Genomic DNA, 17178 nt, shown 5'->3' with positions numbered 1-17178 from the left:
TTTTTCAACCAACTATTAGTAAAAGTTAAACAAGAATGCCCGTGAACTTGTGCTCATCAGGCGCCGAAACGCAGCGATTCTGACGGCGATATGCTCACCAGGCTGAGTGACGGAGTGTGAAGGTGGCCAGTTTTCACTGTCCTATCAATTTAATTTATCCCGCAACAGCGCAACCACTTGCTGACGGGTGATCTCACCCATCAACTTGCCGTGCTCCACTACCATCACCTTGGCGGGTCGGGATGTGGCGCTGCGTCTGGCTCGCTCGCGCAGCGGTAGCAGTGCTGCTGCCGTAGCGGTGAGCATGCCGTCACTGGTTACTGGATAGACTTGTTCGTGCGCAATGCTCATAAATTCAGCTAGTTGCAGCACGCTGTCGCCAGGCTTGGTGCTTTCAAAGTCACTGCTCATCAGCTCAGTCACCTTGAGGTCGTTGGCGAGCGGGGTGTAGTCCTGACACCAAAGCTCTACCAGCCAGTTTTGCAAAGAAAAAATACCGAGCAGCTCTCCATCGCTGTTCACTACTGGGGCACACTCCTGTTGCGCCTGCTCCAAGGTCTCCAGGGCTTCGCCTAGTGACACATCGGATGGCAGACATACAGAAGCCCGCGCCATGATGTCGCGAACTAAGATCGTATCTAACACTGTCTCTCTCTACTTAAAATTCCCCGATGGGCATCGGGATGCTGGACTCAGCAAAACAGCAGCAATAAATGTTGCCATATCAAATTTTCGCCAGATGTTACTTGGAATTATCTTAATTTAACAATTCATTTTGCTTTGATCTGGTATCAATTTCTCTGATGGCAAATGTGCGATACTCGCTCGCAAATTGTACTGAATCATCAAAAATCGACTATCAGGCTCCATCACTATGCGTTTTTCGTTAAAGCAACTTGCGGTATTTGAAGCAACAGCCCTCTCGGGTAACGTCAGCCAGGCGGCAGAGTCTTTGGCAATGACCCAATCGGCTGCCAGCATGGCGCTCAACCAGCTAGAGCGCTCACTGGGGCACAAGTTGTTCGAGCGCCACTCCAAGGGGGTGAGCCTGACCAGTTGGGGCCTGTGGCTGCGCCCACGCGCCGAAAGCATCTTGTTTAACTCCCGGCAGATCGAGTTTGGCTTTGCCCAGCAGCAATGCATCAGTGGCGCCATTAATATCGGGGTGAGCCTAACCGCCGCCGAACACCTGTTTCCAGAAGTGATCAGCAATATTGACCGGGAGTATCCGGAGGTACGGGTGAACATGGATACCCGCAACACCGAGCAGGTGATCGAGGGGATACGCAACTATCAATATGATTTGGGGGTCATCGAGGGCCAGTGCAACGACAACCGCATCCATCAAGAAGTCTGGTGCCGTGACTACCTCACCATTGTGGCAGGCCCGGAGCACCCCTATACCCGCTTTAAGCGGATCAGTCTTAACCAATTGGAACAGGCCAAATGGGTGTTACGTGAGTCTGGCTCGGGGGTGCGTAAGATCTTCGAGAGTGCCCTGCACGGCCATATCGACGATCTGGATATCTGGCGCGAGTACGACAGCGTCAAATTGATTAAGCGCTTGGTCAGCGCCGGCGACTACCTGACCTGCCTGCCTTACCAAGACGTGAGCGGCGAGATCGCGGCAGGCAAGCTGGTGCCATTAAAAGTGCCACCGCTGAATATGGAGCGGCCACTATCGTTTATCTGGCGCGCTGAAAGTGGGGTGAACGCCCTGCGCGACTGTGTGCGTCAGGAAGCGCAGAAGATTGCCGAGGGCCGGCTGCGCGAACAACCTGTATAAAGGATTGAAGCCAAAACCTAAAAAGGCAGCCGAGGCTGCCTTTTCTATATGCGACGCTTTTCCAAGCTTTATTTAGCTGGGCGAGAGGCGCGCTTACGATCCGCTTCGGTCAGGTGCTTCTTACGAATACGGATGTTCTCTGGGGTCACTTCCACCAGCTCATCATCATCGATGAATTCCAGCGCTTGTTCCAGAGTCATCAGGATCGGTGGAGTCAGTACCTGCGCTTCGTCGGTACCGGCAGCACGTACGTTAGTCAGCTGCTTACCTTTTAGCGGGTTCACGGTCAGATCGTTATCTCGGCTGTGGATACCGATCACCATGCCTTCATATACCTCAACACCGTGGCCAATGAACAGGCGACCACGCTCTTGTAGGTTAAATAGGGCATTGGTCAAGGCTTTACCCGCACCGTTGGAGATCAGCACACCGTTGTTACGCTGGCCGATGGTACCGCCCTTGTGTGGGCCGTAGTGATCGAAGGTGTGGTATAGCAGACCAGTACCAGAGGTCAGCGTCATAAACTCGGTTTGGAAACCAATCAGACCACGGCTAGGTACCATAAAGTCCATACGGATACGGCCTTTACCGTCTGGCGCCATGTCGGTCAGTTCGCCTTTACGCAGACCGATCTGCTCCATCACGCTACCTTGGTTCTCTTCTTCCACGTCGATGGTCACAGTCTCGTAAGGTTCTTCCAGTTGACCGTCCACTTCACGCAGGATTACCTCAGGGCGCGATACCGCGATCTCGAAGCCTTCACGACGCATGTTCTCGATCAAGATACCTAGGTGCAGTTCACCACGACCAGATACGCGGAACTTATCCGGATCATCGGTCTCTTCAACGCGCAGCGCTACGTTGTGTACCAGCTCCTGTTGCAGACGCTCCAGGATGTTACGCGAGGTTACGAACTTACCTTCTTTACCGGCGAACGGAGAGGTGTTCACTTGGAAGGTCATGGTCACAGTTGGCTCGTCCACAGTCAGTGGAGGCAGCGCTTCAACGGCGTTTTGACTACAGATGGTGTCAGAGATCTTCAGCTCGCCCAGACCGGTAATCGCGATGATATCACCAGCGTGTGCTTGATCGGTTTCGTGACGCTCAAGGCCTAAGTAACCCAGAACCTGACCGACTTTACCGTTACGGGTTTTACCGTCGGCACCCACCACAGTTACCTGCTGGTTGGTCTTCACGCTACCACGGGTCACGCGGCCAACACCGATAACGCCTACGTAAGAGTTGTAGTCCAGCTGAGAGATCTGCATCTGGAACTCACCTTCTGGATCGGCATCAGGTGCAGCAACATTATCAACGATAGCTTGGAACAGCGGCTCCATGTCTTCGCCCTGCTCGCTTTCGTCCATGCTGGCCCAGCCATTCAGAGCTGAGGCATAAACCACTTGGAAGTCCAACTGCTCGTCGGTCGCGCCCAGGTTGTCGAACAAGTCGAAGACTTGGTCCATTACCCAGTCAGGGCGAGCACCCGGCTTGTCGATCTTGTTGATAACCAGGATCGGCTTCAGGCCCTGAGCAAAGGCTTTTTGGGTTACGAAACGGGTTTGCGGCATTGGGCCTTCTTGGGCATCCACCAGCAGCAGAACCGAATCCACCATCGACAGAACCCGCTCTACTTCGCCACCGAAGTCAGCGTGTCCCGGAGTATCTACAATGTTGATGTGGTAGTCGTTCCACTCGATGGCGGTGTTCTTCGCCAGAATGGTAATACCACGTTCTTTTTCCAGATCATTGGAATCCATCACCCGCTCTTCGGCATCACCGCGGGTTTCCAAGGTGCCGGATTGTTGCAGTAGTTTGTCTACCAGGGTGGTTTTACCGTGGTCAACGTGCGCAATAATCGCAATATTGCGCAGTTTCTCTAGTTGGACAGACATAAATTGTTCGCCTAAATATGATGGGCTACCCCAATGCAGGGCCCCGCTGGTTTCTACCGTGACAGACACGGTGCATTATTGAGGGCGGAGTATAGCGGCAATTGTGATCAACGTCTTCTTTTTAAGCGATTTTTGTCAGCAAGCCTGCGAGGGGCAGAAAAGCCACCCAGGACACAAGCCGCTAACTGCAAGTACCACGCATTTTTTGTTCAGTAAAAGCAGCACTATTTTTCTAATACTTATTTCGAGTATCATATTTGCGCAGCGCCCAATCGCATTGCACCATTAGAGTGCATAAGCTTTCCAAATTGGTGCGCTCGACTGCACTAAATTGGACATCTGGCTCGACAATCTCAATAAAATCAGAGTAATAAAAGGTGGCATGTTTTTAGCTTGCTTATGCCAAGCACCTTGTTAGCTATTACAGAATAATTGAGTTCGAGCCATCTATTTTGATGACACTGGAGGTTTAAAACATGTCAGCTGAAGTTTTAGCACTTATTAAAGAGCAGGAAGTTAAGTTTGTTGATCTGCGTTTCACCGATACTAAAGGTAAAGAGCAGCACGTATCGATCCCGCATCACCAAATCGACGAAGATTTCTTCTCTGAAGGTAAAATGTTCGACGGTTCTTCTATCGCTGGTTGGAAAGGTATTAACGAATCAGACATGATTCTGATGCCTGACGCAGCTACTGCGGTTCTGGACCCATTCACTGAAGAAGCAACTCTTAACATCCGTTGTGACATTCTAGAGCCAGCAACCATGCAAGGTTACGACCGTGACCCACGCTCTGTTGCTAAGCGCGCTCAAGAGTACATGCGCTCTACCGGCATCGCTGACGAAGTATTCTTCGGCCCAGAGCCAGAGTTCTTCCTGTTTGACGATGTTAAGTTCAAGACTGACATGTCTGGTTCTATGTACAAAATCGATGCTGAAGAAGCATCTTGGAACTCTGACAAGCCTTACGAAGAAGGTAACACCGGTCACCGTCCAGGCGTTAAAGGCGGTTACTTCCCAGTAGCACCTGTTGACTCTTCACAAGACCTGCGTTCAGCAATGTGTCTGGTTATGGAAGAGATGGGCCTAACTGTTGAAGCTCACCACCACGAAGTAGCAACTGCTGGTCAGAACGAAATCGCTTGTTTGTTCAACTCTATCGTTGAAAAAGCTGACGAAATCCAAATCTACAAGTACGTTGTTCACAACGTTGCTCACGCTTACGGCAAGTCTGCGACCTTTATGCCTAAGCCAGTAGTTGGCGATAACGGTAGCGGTATGCACTGTCACCAGTCCCTGGCTAAAGACGGCGTTAACCTGTTTGCTGGCGACCTGTACGGCGGCCTGTCTGAAACTGCTCTGTTCTACATCGGCGGTATCATCAAGCACGCTAAAGCCATCAACGCTTTCGCTAACGCTTCTACCAACTCTTACAAGCGTCTGGTTCCTGGCTTCGAAGCTCCAGTAATGCTGGCTTACTCTGCCCGTAACCGTTCTGCTTCTATCCGTATCCCAGTGGTACCATCACCTAAAGCACGCCGTATCGAAGTTCGCTTCCCAGATCCAACTGCGAACCCATACTTGGCCTTTGCTTCAATGCTGATGGCTGGCCTTGACGGTATTAAGAACAAGATCCACCCTGGCGATGCCATGGACAAAGACTTGTACGACCTGCCTGCTGAAGAAGCGGCTGAGATCCCACAAGTTGCTGCTTCTTTCGAAGAAGCTCTGGCTGCACTAGACGCAGACCGCGCCTTCCTGACCGAAGGTGGTGTATTCTCTGACGATTCAATCGATGCTTACATCGAGCTGAAGAAAGCAGAAGTTGAGCGCCTGAACATGACCACTCACCCAGTTGAGTTCGAAATGTACTACAGCGTTTAATCGCCGATTTATCAGCGAAGCTTCAAAAACCCCGCCATATGGCGGGTTTTTTATTGCCTTTTGTGGGCGATTCTTCCAACGTAAAGTTATCAAAGACTATCCGGCAGGGACTGCTATGTTGCGAACCATCGTATCAATGGGGCTATTGCTTATCTTGAGTGCTGCCGCTGATACCGTTTATCAATGGACCGATGAACAGGGCAACCTGCACTACAGCGATCAGCCCAGAGAGGGTGCTAAGCAAATCGACGTAGATGTTACCCCGCCGATCAGCGAAGGCCCCATCGCGGTGCCACGTCCCCCAGCCGGCAGTGATGCTGCCACGATAGTGCAGTACCAGGTCAGCATCGCTCAACCGCAAGATCAGCAAACGCTCCGCGACAATCAGGGCACTATTGTTGTGCGCGCCACCACTAATCCTCCCGCCCCCTCCAGTTTACGCTACCGCTTGCTCCTCAATGGGGATCCCCAAGGACGACTGCATGAAAATGGACAGTTCCGCCTCACCAATGTTGAGCGAGGCGAGCATTTACTAGCGGTAGAGCTGGTTGATACAACGGGCAAGAAAATTGCATCGTCTCAAGCCATCACCGTGTACATGCACCGAGCTACGCAACAACGCCCTGTTATTGCACCTCTCGGGGGAGGCTGATTGCAGACTCTCCGTTAAAGTGGTTAAACTAAGTGCAGCTGCACCAAATTGGGGCATCTTAGGAGGAGAGTAACGTCTATGACGATTCAAGAGCGTTTGGTTCTGGATAGCCAGATCACCGCTATCATCTTGCTCGATACCCAATTTCAGATTTGCTATGTCAACGCCTCTGCGGAACACCTGCTCGGTCAAAGCGCCAACCGCTTAGAGCACACCTTGCTGCAGGAGCACATTACCCATAGCTCGCTGGACTTGAGTAAAATCAGCACCGTACTGCAATCCGGTCAAAGCTTCACCGACAACGAAGTCACCTTGGTGTTTGATCAGCGCCACGCCTTGGTTGAGCTGTCTGCCACCCCCGTCCCCAGCCAAAGCAATGAACTGCAGATCTTGCTCGAGCTACGTGCCATTGGTCAGCAAAAGAAGATCTCCCAAGAGCTCTACCAACACGCCCAACAACAGGCGGCAAAAGAGTTGGTACGCGGTTTGGCCCACGAGATCAAGAATCCCTTAGGTGGCTTGCGCGGCGCCGCCCAACTGCTGGAAAAGGAGCTGGTTAATCCAGAACTTCGCGAGTTTACCGGCATTATCATTGAGCAGGCCGATCGTCTGCGTAACTTGGTAGACAGGCTACTCGGGCCACAGCGCCCCGGTCAGCATGAGATGCACAACGTACATTCGGCATTGGAGAAGGTGCGCCAACTGCTCACCTTGGATCTTCCTGCCAACATAGAGATAGAACGCGACTACGACCCCAGCATCCCTGACTTTGAGATGGACCATGAGCAACTGCAGCAAGCCTTCTTAAACATTGCGCAGAATGCCATCCAGGCGCTGAAAACCGAAGGTGGCAAGGTCACTATCAGCACCCGTACTGCCCATCAAGTGACCATTGCAGGAAAGCGCTACCGACTGGCCGCCGAGGTGAAAATTACCGATAACGGCCCGGGGATCCCCACAGAATTACTCGACACCCTGTTCTACCCCATGGTGACTGGCCGTAAAGGCGGCACCGGTCTGGGGCTGTCGATTGCGCAAAACCTAATTAATCAGCACAAAGGCAAGATTGAATGCGCGAGTTGGCCCGGTCACACGGAGTTCACCATTCACCTGCCGCTACGACGCTAAGGATGCACCATGACTGCAAGTATCTGGATAGTAGATGATGATAGCTCGATCCGCTGGGTGCTGGAAAAAGCCCTCAAAGCAGCGGGCTACACCTGTGTAAGTTTTGTTGATGCAGAAATGATGCTGCAGCAACTCGACTACGAGCAGCCAGAAGTCATTATCTCGGATATCCGCATGCCCGGTATCGACGGACTGACCATGCTCGAACAGATCCAAGGGCGCTACCCGGATCTGCCGGTAATTATTATGACCGCCCACTCGGATTTGGACAGCGCGGTCAACGCCTACCAACGTGGCGCCTTCGAGTACCTGCCCAAGCCCTTCGATATCGACGAGGCAGTGGCGCTGGCAACCCGCGCAGTAAGCGTGGCCAAAGAGCAGCGCAGCGCTAACCAGCAGCAGAGCCAACAGGCCGATGCCCCAGAGATTATCGGCGAAGCGCCGGCGATGCAGGAAGTATTTCGCGCCATTGGCCGCCTGTCACGCTCGTCAATTAGCGTACTGATCAACGGCCAAAGCGGTACCGGTAAAGAATTGGTTGCCCACGCCTTGCACAAGCACAGCCCCCGCGCCACCAGCAACTTTATCGCGCTAAATATGGCGGCCATCCCCAAGGATTTGATTGAGTCGGAACTGTTCGGCCATGAGAAAGGTGCATTTACCGGCGCTGCAAACGTGCGACACGGCCGCTTCGAGCAAGCCAATGGCGGCACCCTGTTCCTTGACGAAATCGGCGATATGCCGCTGGATATCCAAACCCGCCTGCTGCGTGTTCTCGCCGATGGCCAGTTCTATCGCGTGGGTGGCCACAGTCCGGTACAGGTAGACGTGCGGATTATCGCCGCGACCCACCAAAATCTGGAGAAAAAAGTAGCGGCCGGCGAGTTCCGTGAAGACCTGTTCCATCGCCTCAACGTCATCCGCGTTCACTTACCGGCGCTGAATGAACGCCGTGAAGATATTCCCGCCTTAGCTAAGCACTTTCTTGAGCAAGCCGCCAAGGAGCTGAACGTTGAAACCAAGATGCTCCACCAAGACACCCAGCGTTTTATGATGCAGCTGCCGTGGCCGGGTAACGTGCGCCAGCTAGAGAACGTCTGTCGCTGGCTGACGGTAATGGCCAGTGGCCAAGAGGTACTACCGAACGACTTACCGCCGGAGCTAAGTAAAACCGAGGCGGAAAGCGAGGCAGAAAACAGCGAGAGCAACTGGCGCCAACTGCTTAAATCTTGGGTGAGTCAGCAGCTGCTGGCCGGACAAAGCGACATCCTTAGCGAAGCCATGCCAGACTTTGAGCGGATTATGCTGACCACCGCGCTAGAGCACACCCACGGCCACAAGCAAGAAGCAGCTCGCCTGCTCGGTTGGGGGCGCAACACCCTGACCCGCAAGCTTAAAGAGCTCGACGTAGAGGCCTAAGCCGCTAACCCGCGGCTTGTTCGATAAAGTCTCGTACATAATCTAGCTGGGCATCCTCACTGCGGATGCCCAGATAGATCTGCTTATACAAACCCTGCTCACCCAAAGGCACTGCCTCAATCCCCTGCTGGGCACTTTGCTCGACCATCCAGCGCGGTAGGCTCGCCACACCGCGATTCGCCGCGACTAACTGCAGCATAATGTCGCTGTCCTCAATGGTCTTATGCCGTTTCGGGCGACAGTTTGCAGGTAATAAGAACCCGCTGAATACATCGAGCCGCGCCTCTTCCACCGGGTAGGTAAACAGCACCTCGCCATTAAGCTGTGTCGGTGTTACATGGGGTAGACCCGCCAGCGGATGCGCCTCGGCCACCACCAACACCTGCTCATAGTGAAACACCGGGGTGAAGCTAAGGCCCTTGCGCTCAATTGGGTCGGGGGTAACCAATAAGTCGATATCGTGGGCAAACAGCCCAGCCATACCACCAAACTGGAACTGCTGTTTAACATCCACATCCACCTTAGGCCAGCGCGCCAAAAAAGGCTCCACCACGGTGAGTAGCCAGCGATAGCAGGGGTGACACTCCATACCGATGCGCAATTGGCCCTGCTCACCACGCCCCATCGCTTGCAGACGCTGCTCACTGTGTTCCAGCTGGGGCAGCAAGCGCTGAGCCAGCTTAAGCAGCTCATTCCCCGCCGGGGTGAACTGCAACTTGCGCCCCTGTTTGTGCCATAGCGCCACACCGAGTTGCTGCTGCAGCTTCTTCATTGCATGGCTGAGTGCGGACTGGGTCAGAAACAGCGAATCGGCGGCTTGCGTCAATGAGCCGCAGCGTTCGATCTCGCGCACGATTTGCAAATGTTGTCGCTCAATCATTCATGAACTCCATTCATGTTTTGTTGAATTATTACCATTATTTTTCATTGATTCAAAGCCCTAGACTGCAAGCAACAAGTTCTACAACGAACACAACTGACCAATAAGTAAAGGGATTAACATGGCACGTTTACATAACCTCGGTTTCCCGCGCATTGGCGAAGCCCGACAGCTTAAATTCGCCCAAGAGCGTTACTGGCGCGGCGAATCAAACCTCAATGCCTTACTCGATGAGGCAGCCACGCGACGCAATCAAAACTGGCAGCGCCAGCAGGACTTGGATCTGGTTCCGGTAGGGGATTTCTCGCTGTACGACCATGTACTGGACACCAGCCTATTGGTGGGTAATCTGCCTAAGCGCGTCACCAAGCTCGGTGGCGAGTGGTATCAGCAGTATTTTCGCTCAGCCCGGGGTAGGGCGCCGCAGGACGATGCCTCATCAACCCTGGCTGCCGCCGAGATGACCAAGTGGTTTGATACCAACTATCACTACCTGGTGCCGGAGTTTAGCGCTGACACCCAGTTCTCACTGAACAGTGCCCAGTTACTTACTCAAGTCGAGCAGGCCAAGCAGCAACAAGTGGCTCAGAAGGTGATACTACTCGGTCCAGTGACCTATTTGTGGTTGGGCAAGAGCAAAGATGACAGCGATAAGCTCGCCTTGCTGCCACAACTGCTAAGCGTCTACCAACAGCTTCTGAGCGAGCTAAAACAACACGGCGTCGAATGGGTACAGATCGACGAACCGATCTTGGTGACAGAGCTGAGTAGCGCTTGGCAGCAAGCACTGGTGGATGCCTACCAAACCGATAGCAACACTCGCCCGAAACTACTACTCACCAGCTACTTCGGTGAGCTGCAAGACAACCTTGCCCTGCTGCCTCAACTTAAGGTTGAAGGCTTCCACTTAGATGCCGTGCGCGCTAAGGCCGAAGTACCTAAGCTGCTATCGCAACTTTCCAGCGAGCAGGTGCTATCGCTGGGGGTGGTTGATGGGCGCAATATCTGGAAGAGCGATCTGAATGCCCTGCTGGAATGGCTGGAACCACTGGCCAATGACCTGGTCGATCGCTTGTGGCTAGCACCATCCTGCTCGCTACTGCATGTACCGGTCGACTTGGCTCAGGAGCAAAAGCTCGATGACGAACTGCTGAGCTGGCTGGCCTTCGCCCAGCAAAAACTCGAAGAGTTGCAAGTGCTGGGTAAGGCCCTCAACCAAGGGCGTAGCAGTGTATCTGAAGCTCTACTGAACAACGCCTACGCATTAAGCTCACGAACCTTGTCAACGCGAGTGCACAATGCCGCGGTTAAGCAGGCCTGTAGTAACGTAAGCCCGGCGATGCTGGAGCGCCACCAAGGCTATACCCAGCGCAGCGAACAGCAACAGTCGCATCTCAAACTGCCGCTGTTCCCCACCACCACCATCGGCTCGTTTCCTCAAACCGCCGAGATCCGCAAGCTGCGCCGGGACTTTAAGCAAGGCAGCATAGACCAGCACGACTACCAGCAAGCAATGCAAGCGCAGATCAATCATGATGTTGAGCAGCAGCACAAGCTTGGCTTGGACGTATTGGTGCATGGCGAGGCCGAGCGCAACGATATGGTTGAGTACTTCGGTGAGCAGCTGGCTGGCTATGCCTTTAGCCAACTCGGTTGGGTGCAATCTTATGGCTCCCGTTGTGTGAAGCCGCCGATTATCTTTGGCGATATCTCGCGCCCTGAGCCGATGACCGTCGAGTGGACCCGCTACGCGCAAAGCCAAACCGAGTTGCCGATGAAAGGGATGCTCACCGGCCCGGTCACCATGCTTAACTGGTCGTTTGTACGTGACGATCTGCCGCGCAGCCAAGTGTGTCAGCAACTGGCCTTGGCAATCCGCCAAGAGGTGCTGGACCTGGAGCAAGCCGGCATCGCCATCATCCAGATCGATGAAGCGGCGCTGCGTGAAGGCTTGCCGCTTCGCCAAGCACAATGGCAGGAGTATCTGGATTGGGCAGTGGGCGCGTTCAAGCTGTGCGCCAACGGCGTGGACGATGCCACCCAGATCCACACTCACATGTGTTACTCGGAGTTTAACGACATCATCGCCTCCATCGCCGCCATGGACGCCGATGTGATTACCATCGAAACCTCACGCTCGGATATGGAGCTGTTGGAAGTGTTTGAAGAGTTCGCCTATCCCAACCAGATTGGCCCGGGCGTGTACGATATCCACAGCCCCAACGTGCCCAAGACTGAATGGATGGTAGAACTCATGCAAAAAGCCGCTCAGCATATCCCGCTAGAGCGTCTGTGGGTAAACCCTGACTGCGGCTTGAAAACCCGCCAGTGGCAAGAGGTATTACCGGCATTGGAGAACATGGTAGCCGCGGCCAAGCAGTTGCGGGCGCAACACGCCAGCTAGCCAGCCCAGCCGGGTAAAAACGAAACAGGGGAGCATCACGCTCCCCTCAGTCTTCTTAACGAACGGCTTTCACGCCAATACTGAACTAGTTAACCATCATCGAGATGAAGTAACCCAGTACGGTCGCCGAACCTACACCGATAAAGCCAGGCAGCATAAAGCTGTGGTTCAGTACGTACTTACCGATACGGGTAGTACCTGAACGGTCGAAGCTGATGCCTGCCAGATCGCTTGGGTAGAATGGGAAGAAGAAGTAGGCGTAACACGCTGGTAGCACACCAATCAGTACTACCGGGTCGATACCCAGGGCAAAGCCCAGTGGCAGTGCCACGGTCAGTGCCGCAGCCTGCGATTTCAGGAAGGCTGAAATCACGAACATCGCGATCGCAAAGGTCCATGGGTATACGTTCACCATGCCGCTTACCATCTCAATGATGTAAGGCTTGTGGTGACCGATGATGGTGTCAGAGAACCAGGCGATACCGAAGATGGTAATCACCGCGCTCATACCGGCAGTAAACACGTTCGAGCTAACGATACGCTTAGGCGAGATGTTGGTCGCCAGCAGGATAACCGCACCCACAGATAGCATCATGAACTGAATCGCTACCGACATGCCTACGCCTTCTGGCAGCAATTGCTTGCTGAACAGGGCCAGGATAACCACCGACAGAATACCCAGCAGGAATACGCTCAGGCCACGCTTAGCAGTTTGCTCTTGCTTGGCGCTGTCTTGTGCGTTGCCTTCTTGCTCTGGGTCAACCAGGCTGTTGCGGAACTCTTCATCTTGCAGACGCGCTTGGAACTCTGGGTCTTTGTCCAGGTCTTTACCGCGCTTCAAGCTCCAGGTACAACCGATCAACAGACCACCCAGGGTTGCAGGGATGGTAACCATTAATACGTTAACCAGGTTGATATCCAGACTATTGTCAGCCGCAGTTGCCATAACCACCGCAGCCGCCGCCGCGATTGGGCTAGCAGTGATACCCATCTGCGAGGCAACAGTAGCCATCGCCATTGGGCGCTCAGGACGGATACCTTTTTTGTAAGATACGTCGTAGATAACTGGAAGCAGTGGGTAGACCGAGTGACCCGTACCCACCAGAACGGTCAGGGTGTAGGTACACAGTGGGCCAAGGTAGACGATGTGCTCAGGGTGTTTACGCAGCAGACGCTCCGCAAAACGTACCAGCAGCTTCAAGCCGCCAGTGGCTTCAAGGGTTGCTGAGGCAGCAACTACCGCCAAGATGATCAGCATTACGCCGATAGGAGGCTGACCAGGAGTAATGCCAAACACAAAGGTCATGACAGATACGCCCAAGCCGCCAAGCAGACCGAACGCGATACCGCCGTAGCGAATACCGACAAAAATCACGGTCAGCAGTAAAAGTAAGTGGATCCAGAACATTGGTGCCCTCAAATATTCATGTTGCGTTATGAATCAATTCCACTCTGATCCTCTAGTAACATTCCATTAGGGCGATATTTATACCGTTAAATAACCAAAGATCAATTTTTAATAACGAGCGATTGACCGAGATCATTAACTTCTTAACCATTGTTGCGGAGCTGTGACATCAGCCAATTTTGACAAGTCGCCGCCAGGCCTTGGTTGTGCATAGTTTGTACAGCCAAGGGCAGATGACACTCAAATGATGTGTGTTAACGGAGGAAGAACTAGCGCAGGACTGTGCTAGCCAAAATCAGTCTTCGATCTTTTCTTTATAGTTACAACTTTTCTGCGGACAGATCTTAAACATGCCAGCCGCATACTGTTTTTCCACCAGCAACTCCCAGCCACAATCCGGGCAGGTTTCTGCGCGTGGTTTGTCGTTCACCGCATAGCGACATTTGGGGTAGGCATCGCAGGCGTAGAAGGTTTTGCCATAACGCGACTGGCGCGCCACGATAGATCCTTTGCTGCAGGAGGGGCAGCGAATGTCCTTGGTCTCTTCGGTTTTGGGCTGGGCAGACTCGATGTGCTGACATTCAGGGAAGTTACTGCAGCCGATAAACATGCCATAGCGACCTTGGCGCAGCATCATCTCCTCACCACACTCCGGGCACTCGGTACCGGGCAGGCGCTTTTCCAGAGAATGGTCGTTGGAGTGCAGCGAACGCTTATAATCGCAACTTGGGTACTGGCTACAACCCAGGAAGGGGCCGGCTTTACTCTGCCGATGCACCAGTTCGCCGCCACACTTCGGGCAGACCTGATAGGCCTTCTCGAGGGCATGCTCGTGGGCTGAAAACAACTTCGGGTCAATCTTAGACATGGCCAACTCCCAGCTTGAATGGGCTAAGTGTAACGCCGACCCTGGCTGGAAACTAGGTGAAACGAATCTACTCGCCGGGAATCCCGGCGAATCTAACGCATCACGTAAGCCTAATCGGCTTAATGTGGGCTAAGCGATATGCCTAGTGAACGGCGCCGTCGCCTAAATCGAACAACAGCTCTTCCATTTGCTGGTAGGCGTTCTCACTGCCGGGGACATTGAACAACACCATCAGGATGACCCATTTCAGGTCTTCCAGCTCCAGCTCGGGGCCGTCGAGCTCCATCACACGATCGATCACCATTTCGCGGGTTTCGGCGTTCAACACCTGCATCTGTTCTAAGAACAGAATAAAGCCGCGACAGCTTACATCGATACGCGCCATCTCTTGCTCGGTATAAACGCGCAATGAAGGGCGTTCAGAGGGATTGAGGTAGGGTTGTGTATCGCTGTCCTGAAGGGCAGCTAACTTTTCCAACCAATCCAGAGCTTTGTATATCTCTTCCTTGTGGAAACCAGCGCGACTTAGCTCCTCTGTAAGCTCATCGTGATCCATCATCAATTCCACATCGCTATGGATGTAGGTTTCAAATAGATACATGAGGATATCAAACATGTTAGTTCCTCCTCAGTCTGACGTAACCACCTGGCACTGCGGCCACTACACCTCGTATTTCTAACTCAACCAATTGAGCCAGAACCTCATCAACAGGGCGTTGACTATGGGCTACCACCTGATCGATAGGTGTAACCTCATATCCAACGCTATCTAACAAACCCGCATTTGGCAATGCTTTGTTATCTTCCAGATCCTCGTTTGTCGATACTTGCTCCTCGATTGGTGAAAAATCCAGCAGCTCTTCTACTATATCGACCGGATCAGCCACCAGTTTGGCTCCTTCCTGAATAAGCTTATGACAGCCGGCACGCAGCGGATCATCAATCGAGCCCGGAATGGCGAATACCTCACGGCCTTGCTCTGCTGCATAATTGGCAGTTAACAACGAGCCACTGGGCAAGCTCGCCTCCACCACCAATACGCCCAAGCTTAGCCCACTGATAATCCGGTTGCGCCGCGGAAAGTGCTGCGCCTTGGCCGATACCCCCGGCCAGAACTCGCTAAGTATTAAGCCCTGTTCAGCAATTCGATGGGCCAGTTTTAAGTGCCGCTTGGGATAGACCAAATCCAGACCTGTGGCGACCACTGCGATGGTGCCATCGGGTCTGGCGTTAAGCGCCCCCAGATGCGCCGCTGCATCAATCCCCAAGGCCAAGCCACTGGTGATAGTTAGCCCTTGCAGGGCAAGTTCACTAGCAAAGCGCTCTGCCTGTTTCTGGCCACTCCAGCTGGCATGGCGGCTTCCCACCACCGCAAGCTGAGGGCGCGTCATTAACTCGGGCCGGCCCTTGGCAAACAGAAGCAGTGGCGGGCTGGCGATGTGCTTTAAGGGTTCGGGGTAGTCGCTGTCGAAAAAGCTGTAGAGATGGTGTTCGGCGGCTTCGAGCCATTCAAGGCAGCGTTCAATCCGCGCCATGGGAGGGCTTCGCAGCGCTTGGCGCTGCTTATCGTTCATGCCGAGCTCAGCCAGCGCCGCATCATTGGCCTCGAACAAGTACTGGGGAGGGCGGCCATCGAGCAAGCGCTGCAAAGTGGAGCATCCCAAACGCGGGATGCTGTCCAGAATCAGGCCTTGCTCAACGCTCAGCCGCTTGCTCACCTATAGGCTCTCAACCAAAAACTGTGGATACATAATGATCTTACTCTCCGTGATAATCGCAAAGCTTAGCTTGTCGTAGACCTTAAACACCATCAGCTCTCCGACCTTTTCGCGGGGTAGGGCAACCAGCTGCTGGTCGTCGTTGAACAGGCGATCGAAGGCATTCGCTGATTCTTGGTAGCTCTTACGCGCAGGCTTATCGACGATCAACTTGCCCGGTTGGGCTATCGAGAACATGTCTCCCGCCTCGATGCTATCGCGTGCCCCTTTGTTGATGAGCACCACGTCGTAGCGGCTAAACACCGAGTTATCGTTGGCCGAGGCGACAATCAGGCCATCACTGCTGAGGTCTTTCTGGCGTGGGGTGAAGTAGACTGGCAGCTGATCTTGCTCTGGCAGGGGCAGCAAGATATCGCCTTGGCGCATCTCCTGGCGGATGTCGATAACCCGAAACTCGCTGATATGATCATGGTGGGCACCCACCACCTGGCCGATCGCCAAAAACGTCACTGCATGGCCGAGCACCTCAGAGCTTTCTGGATCGACATAGGGCTCGCCAACCCGATAGACCCCGTAGTACCGCTGCTGCTCAACCTCACCGCGCGCATACACCGGGCGGCCAATGGCGATGCGGGTCTGGGCATCGTTGTCGCCCAGTACGTAGGGCAGGCCTTCCAGCAACTCACTATCAATCACATGGTCACGACTTAAGAAAGGCGCTAACACTGACAGTGGCAGCGTGGGAATCGGCTGCTCCTTGGGCTTGAGGCGTGAGGTGGGCGACATGTGCAGCATCGGTTTACGCACCAAGCGCGGCTCGCCATCGATAATGGTCAGGGTGAGCACATCACCGGGGTAGATCAAATGAGGATTGTCGATTTGCGGGTTATGTTGCCACAGCCGCGGCCACTTCCATGGGGAGTTGAGATAGAGCGCCGAGATATCCCACAGGGTGTCGCCCTTTTTCACCACATAGCGGTCGGGGAAATCCGGTTTTAAGGTCAACTGATCGGCCCATACGCTCACTGCGCTCAGCAGACATACCAGTGCCATTACGACTGTTTTCATGTGCAATCCTTGCCCATTGCCTATCAAGGCTGTAATTCGGCTTAATAAATGACTAAAATTACCCAATTC

General features: G+C 53.6%; 14 protein-coding genes. 6 read left to right on the top strand and 8 right to left on the bottom strand.

Features of this window, described 5'->3' with window-relative positions:
- Nucleotides 1–144: 144 nt before the first annotated feature.
- Nucleotides 145–645, bottom strand: coding sequence for a CBS domain-containing protein (locus tag G461_RS0102365; RefSeq protein ID WP_026957504.1), 501 nt, complete (start codon nucleotides 643–645; stop codon nucleotides 145–147).
- 229 nt (nucleotides 646–874) lie between these two features.
- On the opposite strand from G461_RS0102365, the gene G461_RS0102360 reads away from it, so the two are divergent.
- Nucleotides 875–1786, top strand: a complete 912-nt coding sequence (locus G461_RS0102360) for a LysR family transcriptional regulator (RefSeq protein ID WP_026957503.1) — start codon at nucleotides 875–877, stop codon at nucleotides 1784–1786.
- 68 nt (nucleotides 1787–1854) lie between these two features.
- Here G461_RS0102360 and typA read toward each other — a convergent pair whose 3' ends face one another.
- Nucleotides 1855–3681, bottom strand: a complete 1827-nt coding sequence (gene typA / locus G461_RS0102355) for a translational GTPase TypA (protein ID WP_026970626.1) — start codon at nucleotides 3679–3681, stop codon at nucleotides 1855–1857.
- Nucleotides 3682–4157: 476 nt separating this feature from the next.
- On the opposite strand from typA, the gene glnA reads away from it, so the two are divergent.
- From glnA to glnG, 4 genes are all read left to right on the top strand, one after another.
- Nucleotides 4158–5564 (top strand): glutamate--ammonia ligase, encoded by a 1407-nt coding sequence (glnA, locus tag G461_RS0102350; RefSeq protein WP_026957501.1) that lies wholly within the window; start codon nucleotides 4158–4160, stop codon nucleotides 5562–5564.
- Between the two features lie 115 nt (nucleotides 5565–5679).
- Nucleotides 5680–6216: a DUF4124 domain-containing protein gene (locus G461_RS0102345; RefSeq protein ID WP_026970625.1), complete on the top strand. Its 537-nt coding sequence runs from the start codon at nucleotides 5680–5682 to the stop codon at nucleotides 6214–6216.
- A gap of 84 nt (nucleotides 6217–6300) precedes the next feature.
- Entirely contained in the window at nucleotides 6301–7344 is a 1044-nt protein-coding gene (gene glnL, locus G461_RS0102340; protein WP_245587138.1) for a nitrogen regulation protein NR(II), read from the top strand.
- Nucleotides 7345–7353: 9 nt separating this feature from the next.
- Nucleotides 7354–8763 (top strand): nitrogen regulation protein NR(I), encoded by a 1410-nt coding sequence (gene glnG, locus G461_RS0102335; RefSeq protein ID WP_026957499.1) that lies wholly within the window; start codon nucleotides 7354–7356, stop codon nucleotides 8761–8763.
- 4 nt (nucleotides 8764–8767) lie between these two features.
- Here glnG and G461_RS0102330 read toward each other — a convergent pair whose 3' ends face one another.
- Nucleotides 8768–9643, bottom strand: a complete 876-nt coding sequence (locus tag G461_RS0102330) for a LysR family transcriptional regulator (RefSeq protein WP_026970623.1) — start codon at nucleotides 9641–9643, stop codon at nucleotides 8768–8770.
- A gap of 121 nt (nucleotides 9644–9764) precedes the next feature.
- On the opposite strand from G461_RS0102330, the gene metE reads away from it, so the two are divergent.
- Entirely contained in the window at nucleotides 9765–12047 is a 2283-nt protein-coding gene (gene metE, locus G461_RS0102325; RefSeq protein WP_026970622.1) for a 5-methyltetrahydropteroyltriglutamate--homocysteine S-methyltransferase, read from the top strand.
- Nucleotides 12048–12132: 85 nt separating this feature from the next.
- Here metE and G461_RS0102320 read toward each other — a convergent pair whose 3' ends face one another.
- The 5 genes from G461_RS0102320 to G461_RS0102300 all read right to left on the bottom strand — a co-directional run bounded on the left by G461_RS0102320 (nucleotide 12133) and on the right by G461_RS0102300 (nucleotide 17109).
- Nucleotides 12133–13455, bottom strand: coding sequence for an anaerobic C4-dicarboxylate transporter (locus tag G461_RS0102320; protein WP_026970621.1), 1323 nt, complete (start codon nucleotides 13453–13455; stop codon nucleotides 12133–12135).
- Between the two features lie 295 nt (nucleotides 13456–13750).
- Entirely contained in the window at nucleotides 13751–14323 is a 573-nt protein-coding gene (locus tag G461_RS0102315) for a DNA topoisomerase family protein (RefSeq protein ID WP_026970620.1), read from the bottom strand.
- A 142-nt stretch (nucleotides 14324–14465) separates the two neighbouring features.
- Nucleotides 14466–14939, bottom strand: a complete 474-nt coding sequence (locus G461_RS0102310; protein ID WP_026957494.1) for a DUF494 family protein — start codon at nucleotides 14937–14939, stop codon at nucleotides 14466–14468.
- Nucleotide 14940: 1 nt separating this feature from the next.
- Nucleotides 14941–16041, bottom strand: a complete 1101-nt coding sequence (gene dprA / locus G461_RS0102305; RefSeq protein WP_026970619.1) for a DNA-processing protein DprA — start codon at nucleotides 16039–16041, stop codon at nucleotides 14941–14943.
- The gene (locus G461_RS0102300) at nucleotides 16042–17109 is read right to left on the bottom strand and encodes a LysM peptidoglycan-binding domain-containing protein (protein ID WP_051333301.1); all 1068 of its coding nucleotides are present in this window, start codon (nucleotides 17107–17109) and stop codon (nucleotides 16042–16044) included.
- Nucleotides 17110–17178: the final 69 nt, after the last annotated feature.

It is taken from the genome of Aliagarivorans marinus DSM 23064 (assembly GCF_000429485.1).
GTDB classification, from domain to species: Bacteria; Pseudomonadota; Gammaproteobacteria; order Enterobacterales; family Celerinatantimonadaceae; genus Aliagarivorans; species Aliagarivorans marinus.
The sequence above is the reverse complement of the archived record's forward strand: the minus strand, read 5'-3'. Positions and strand labels throughout refer to the sequence as shown.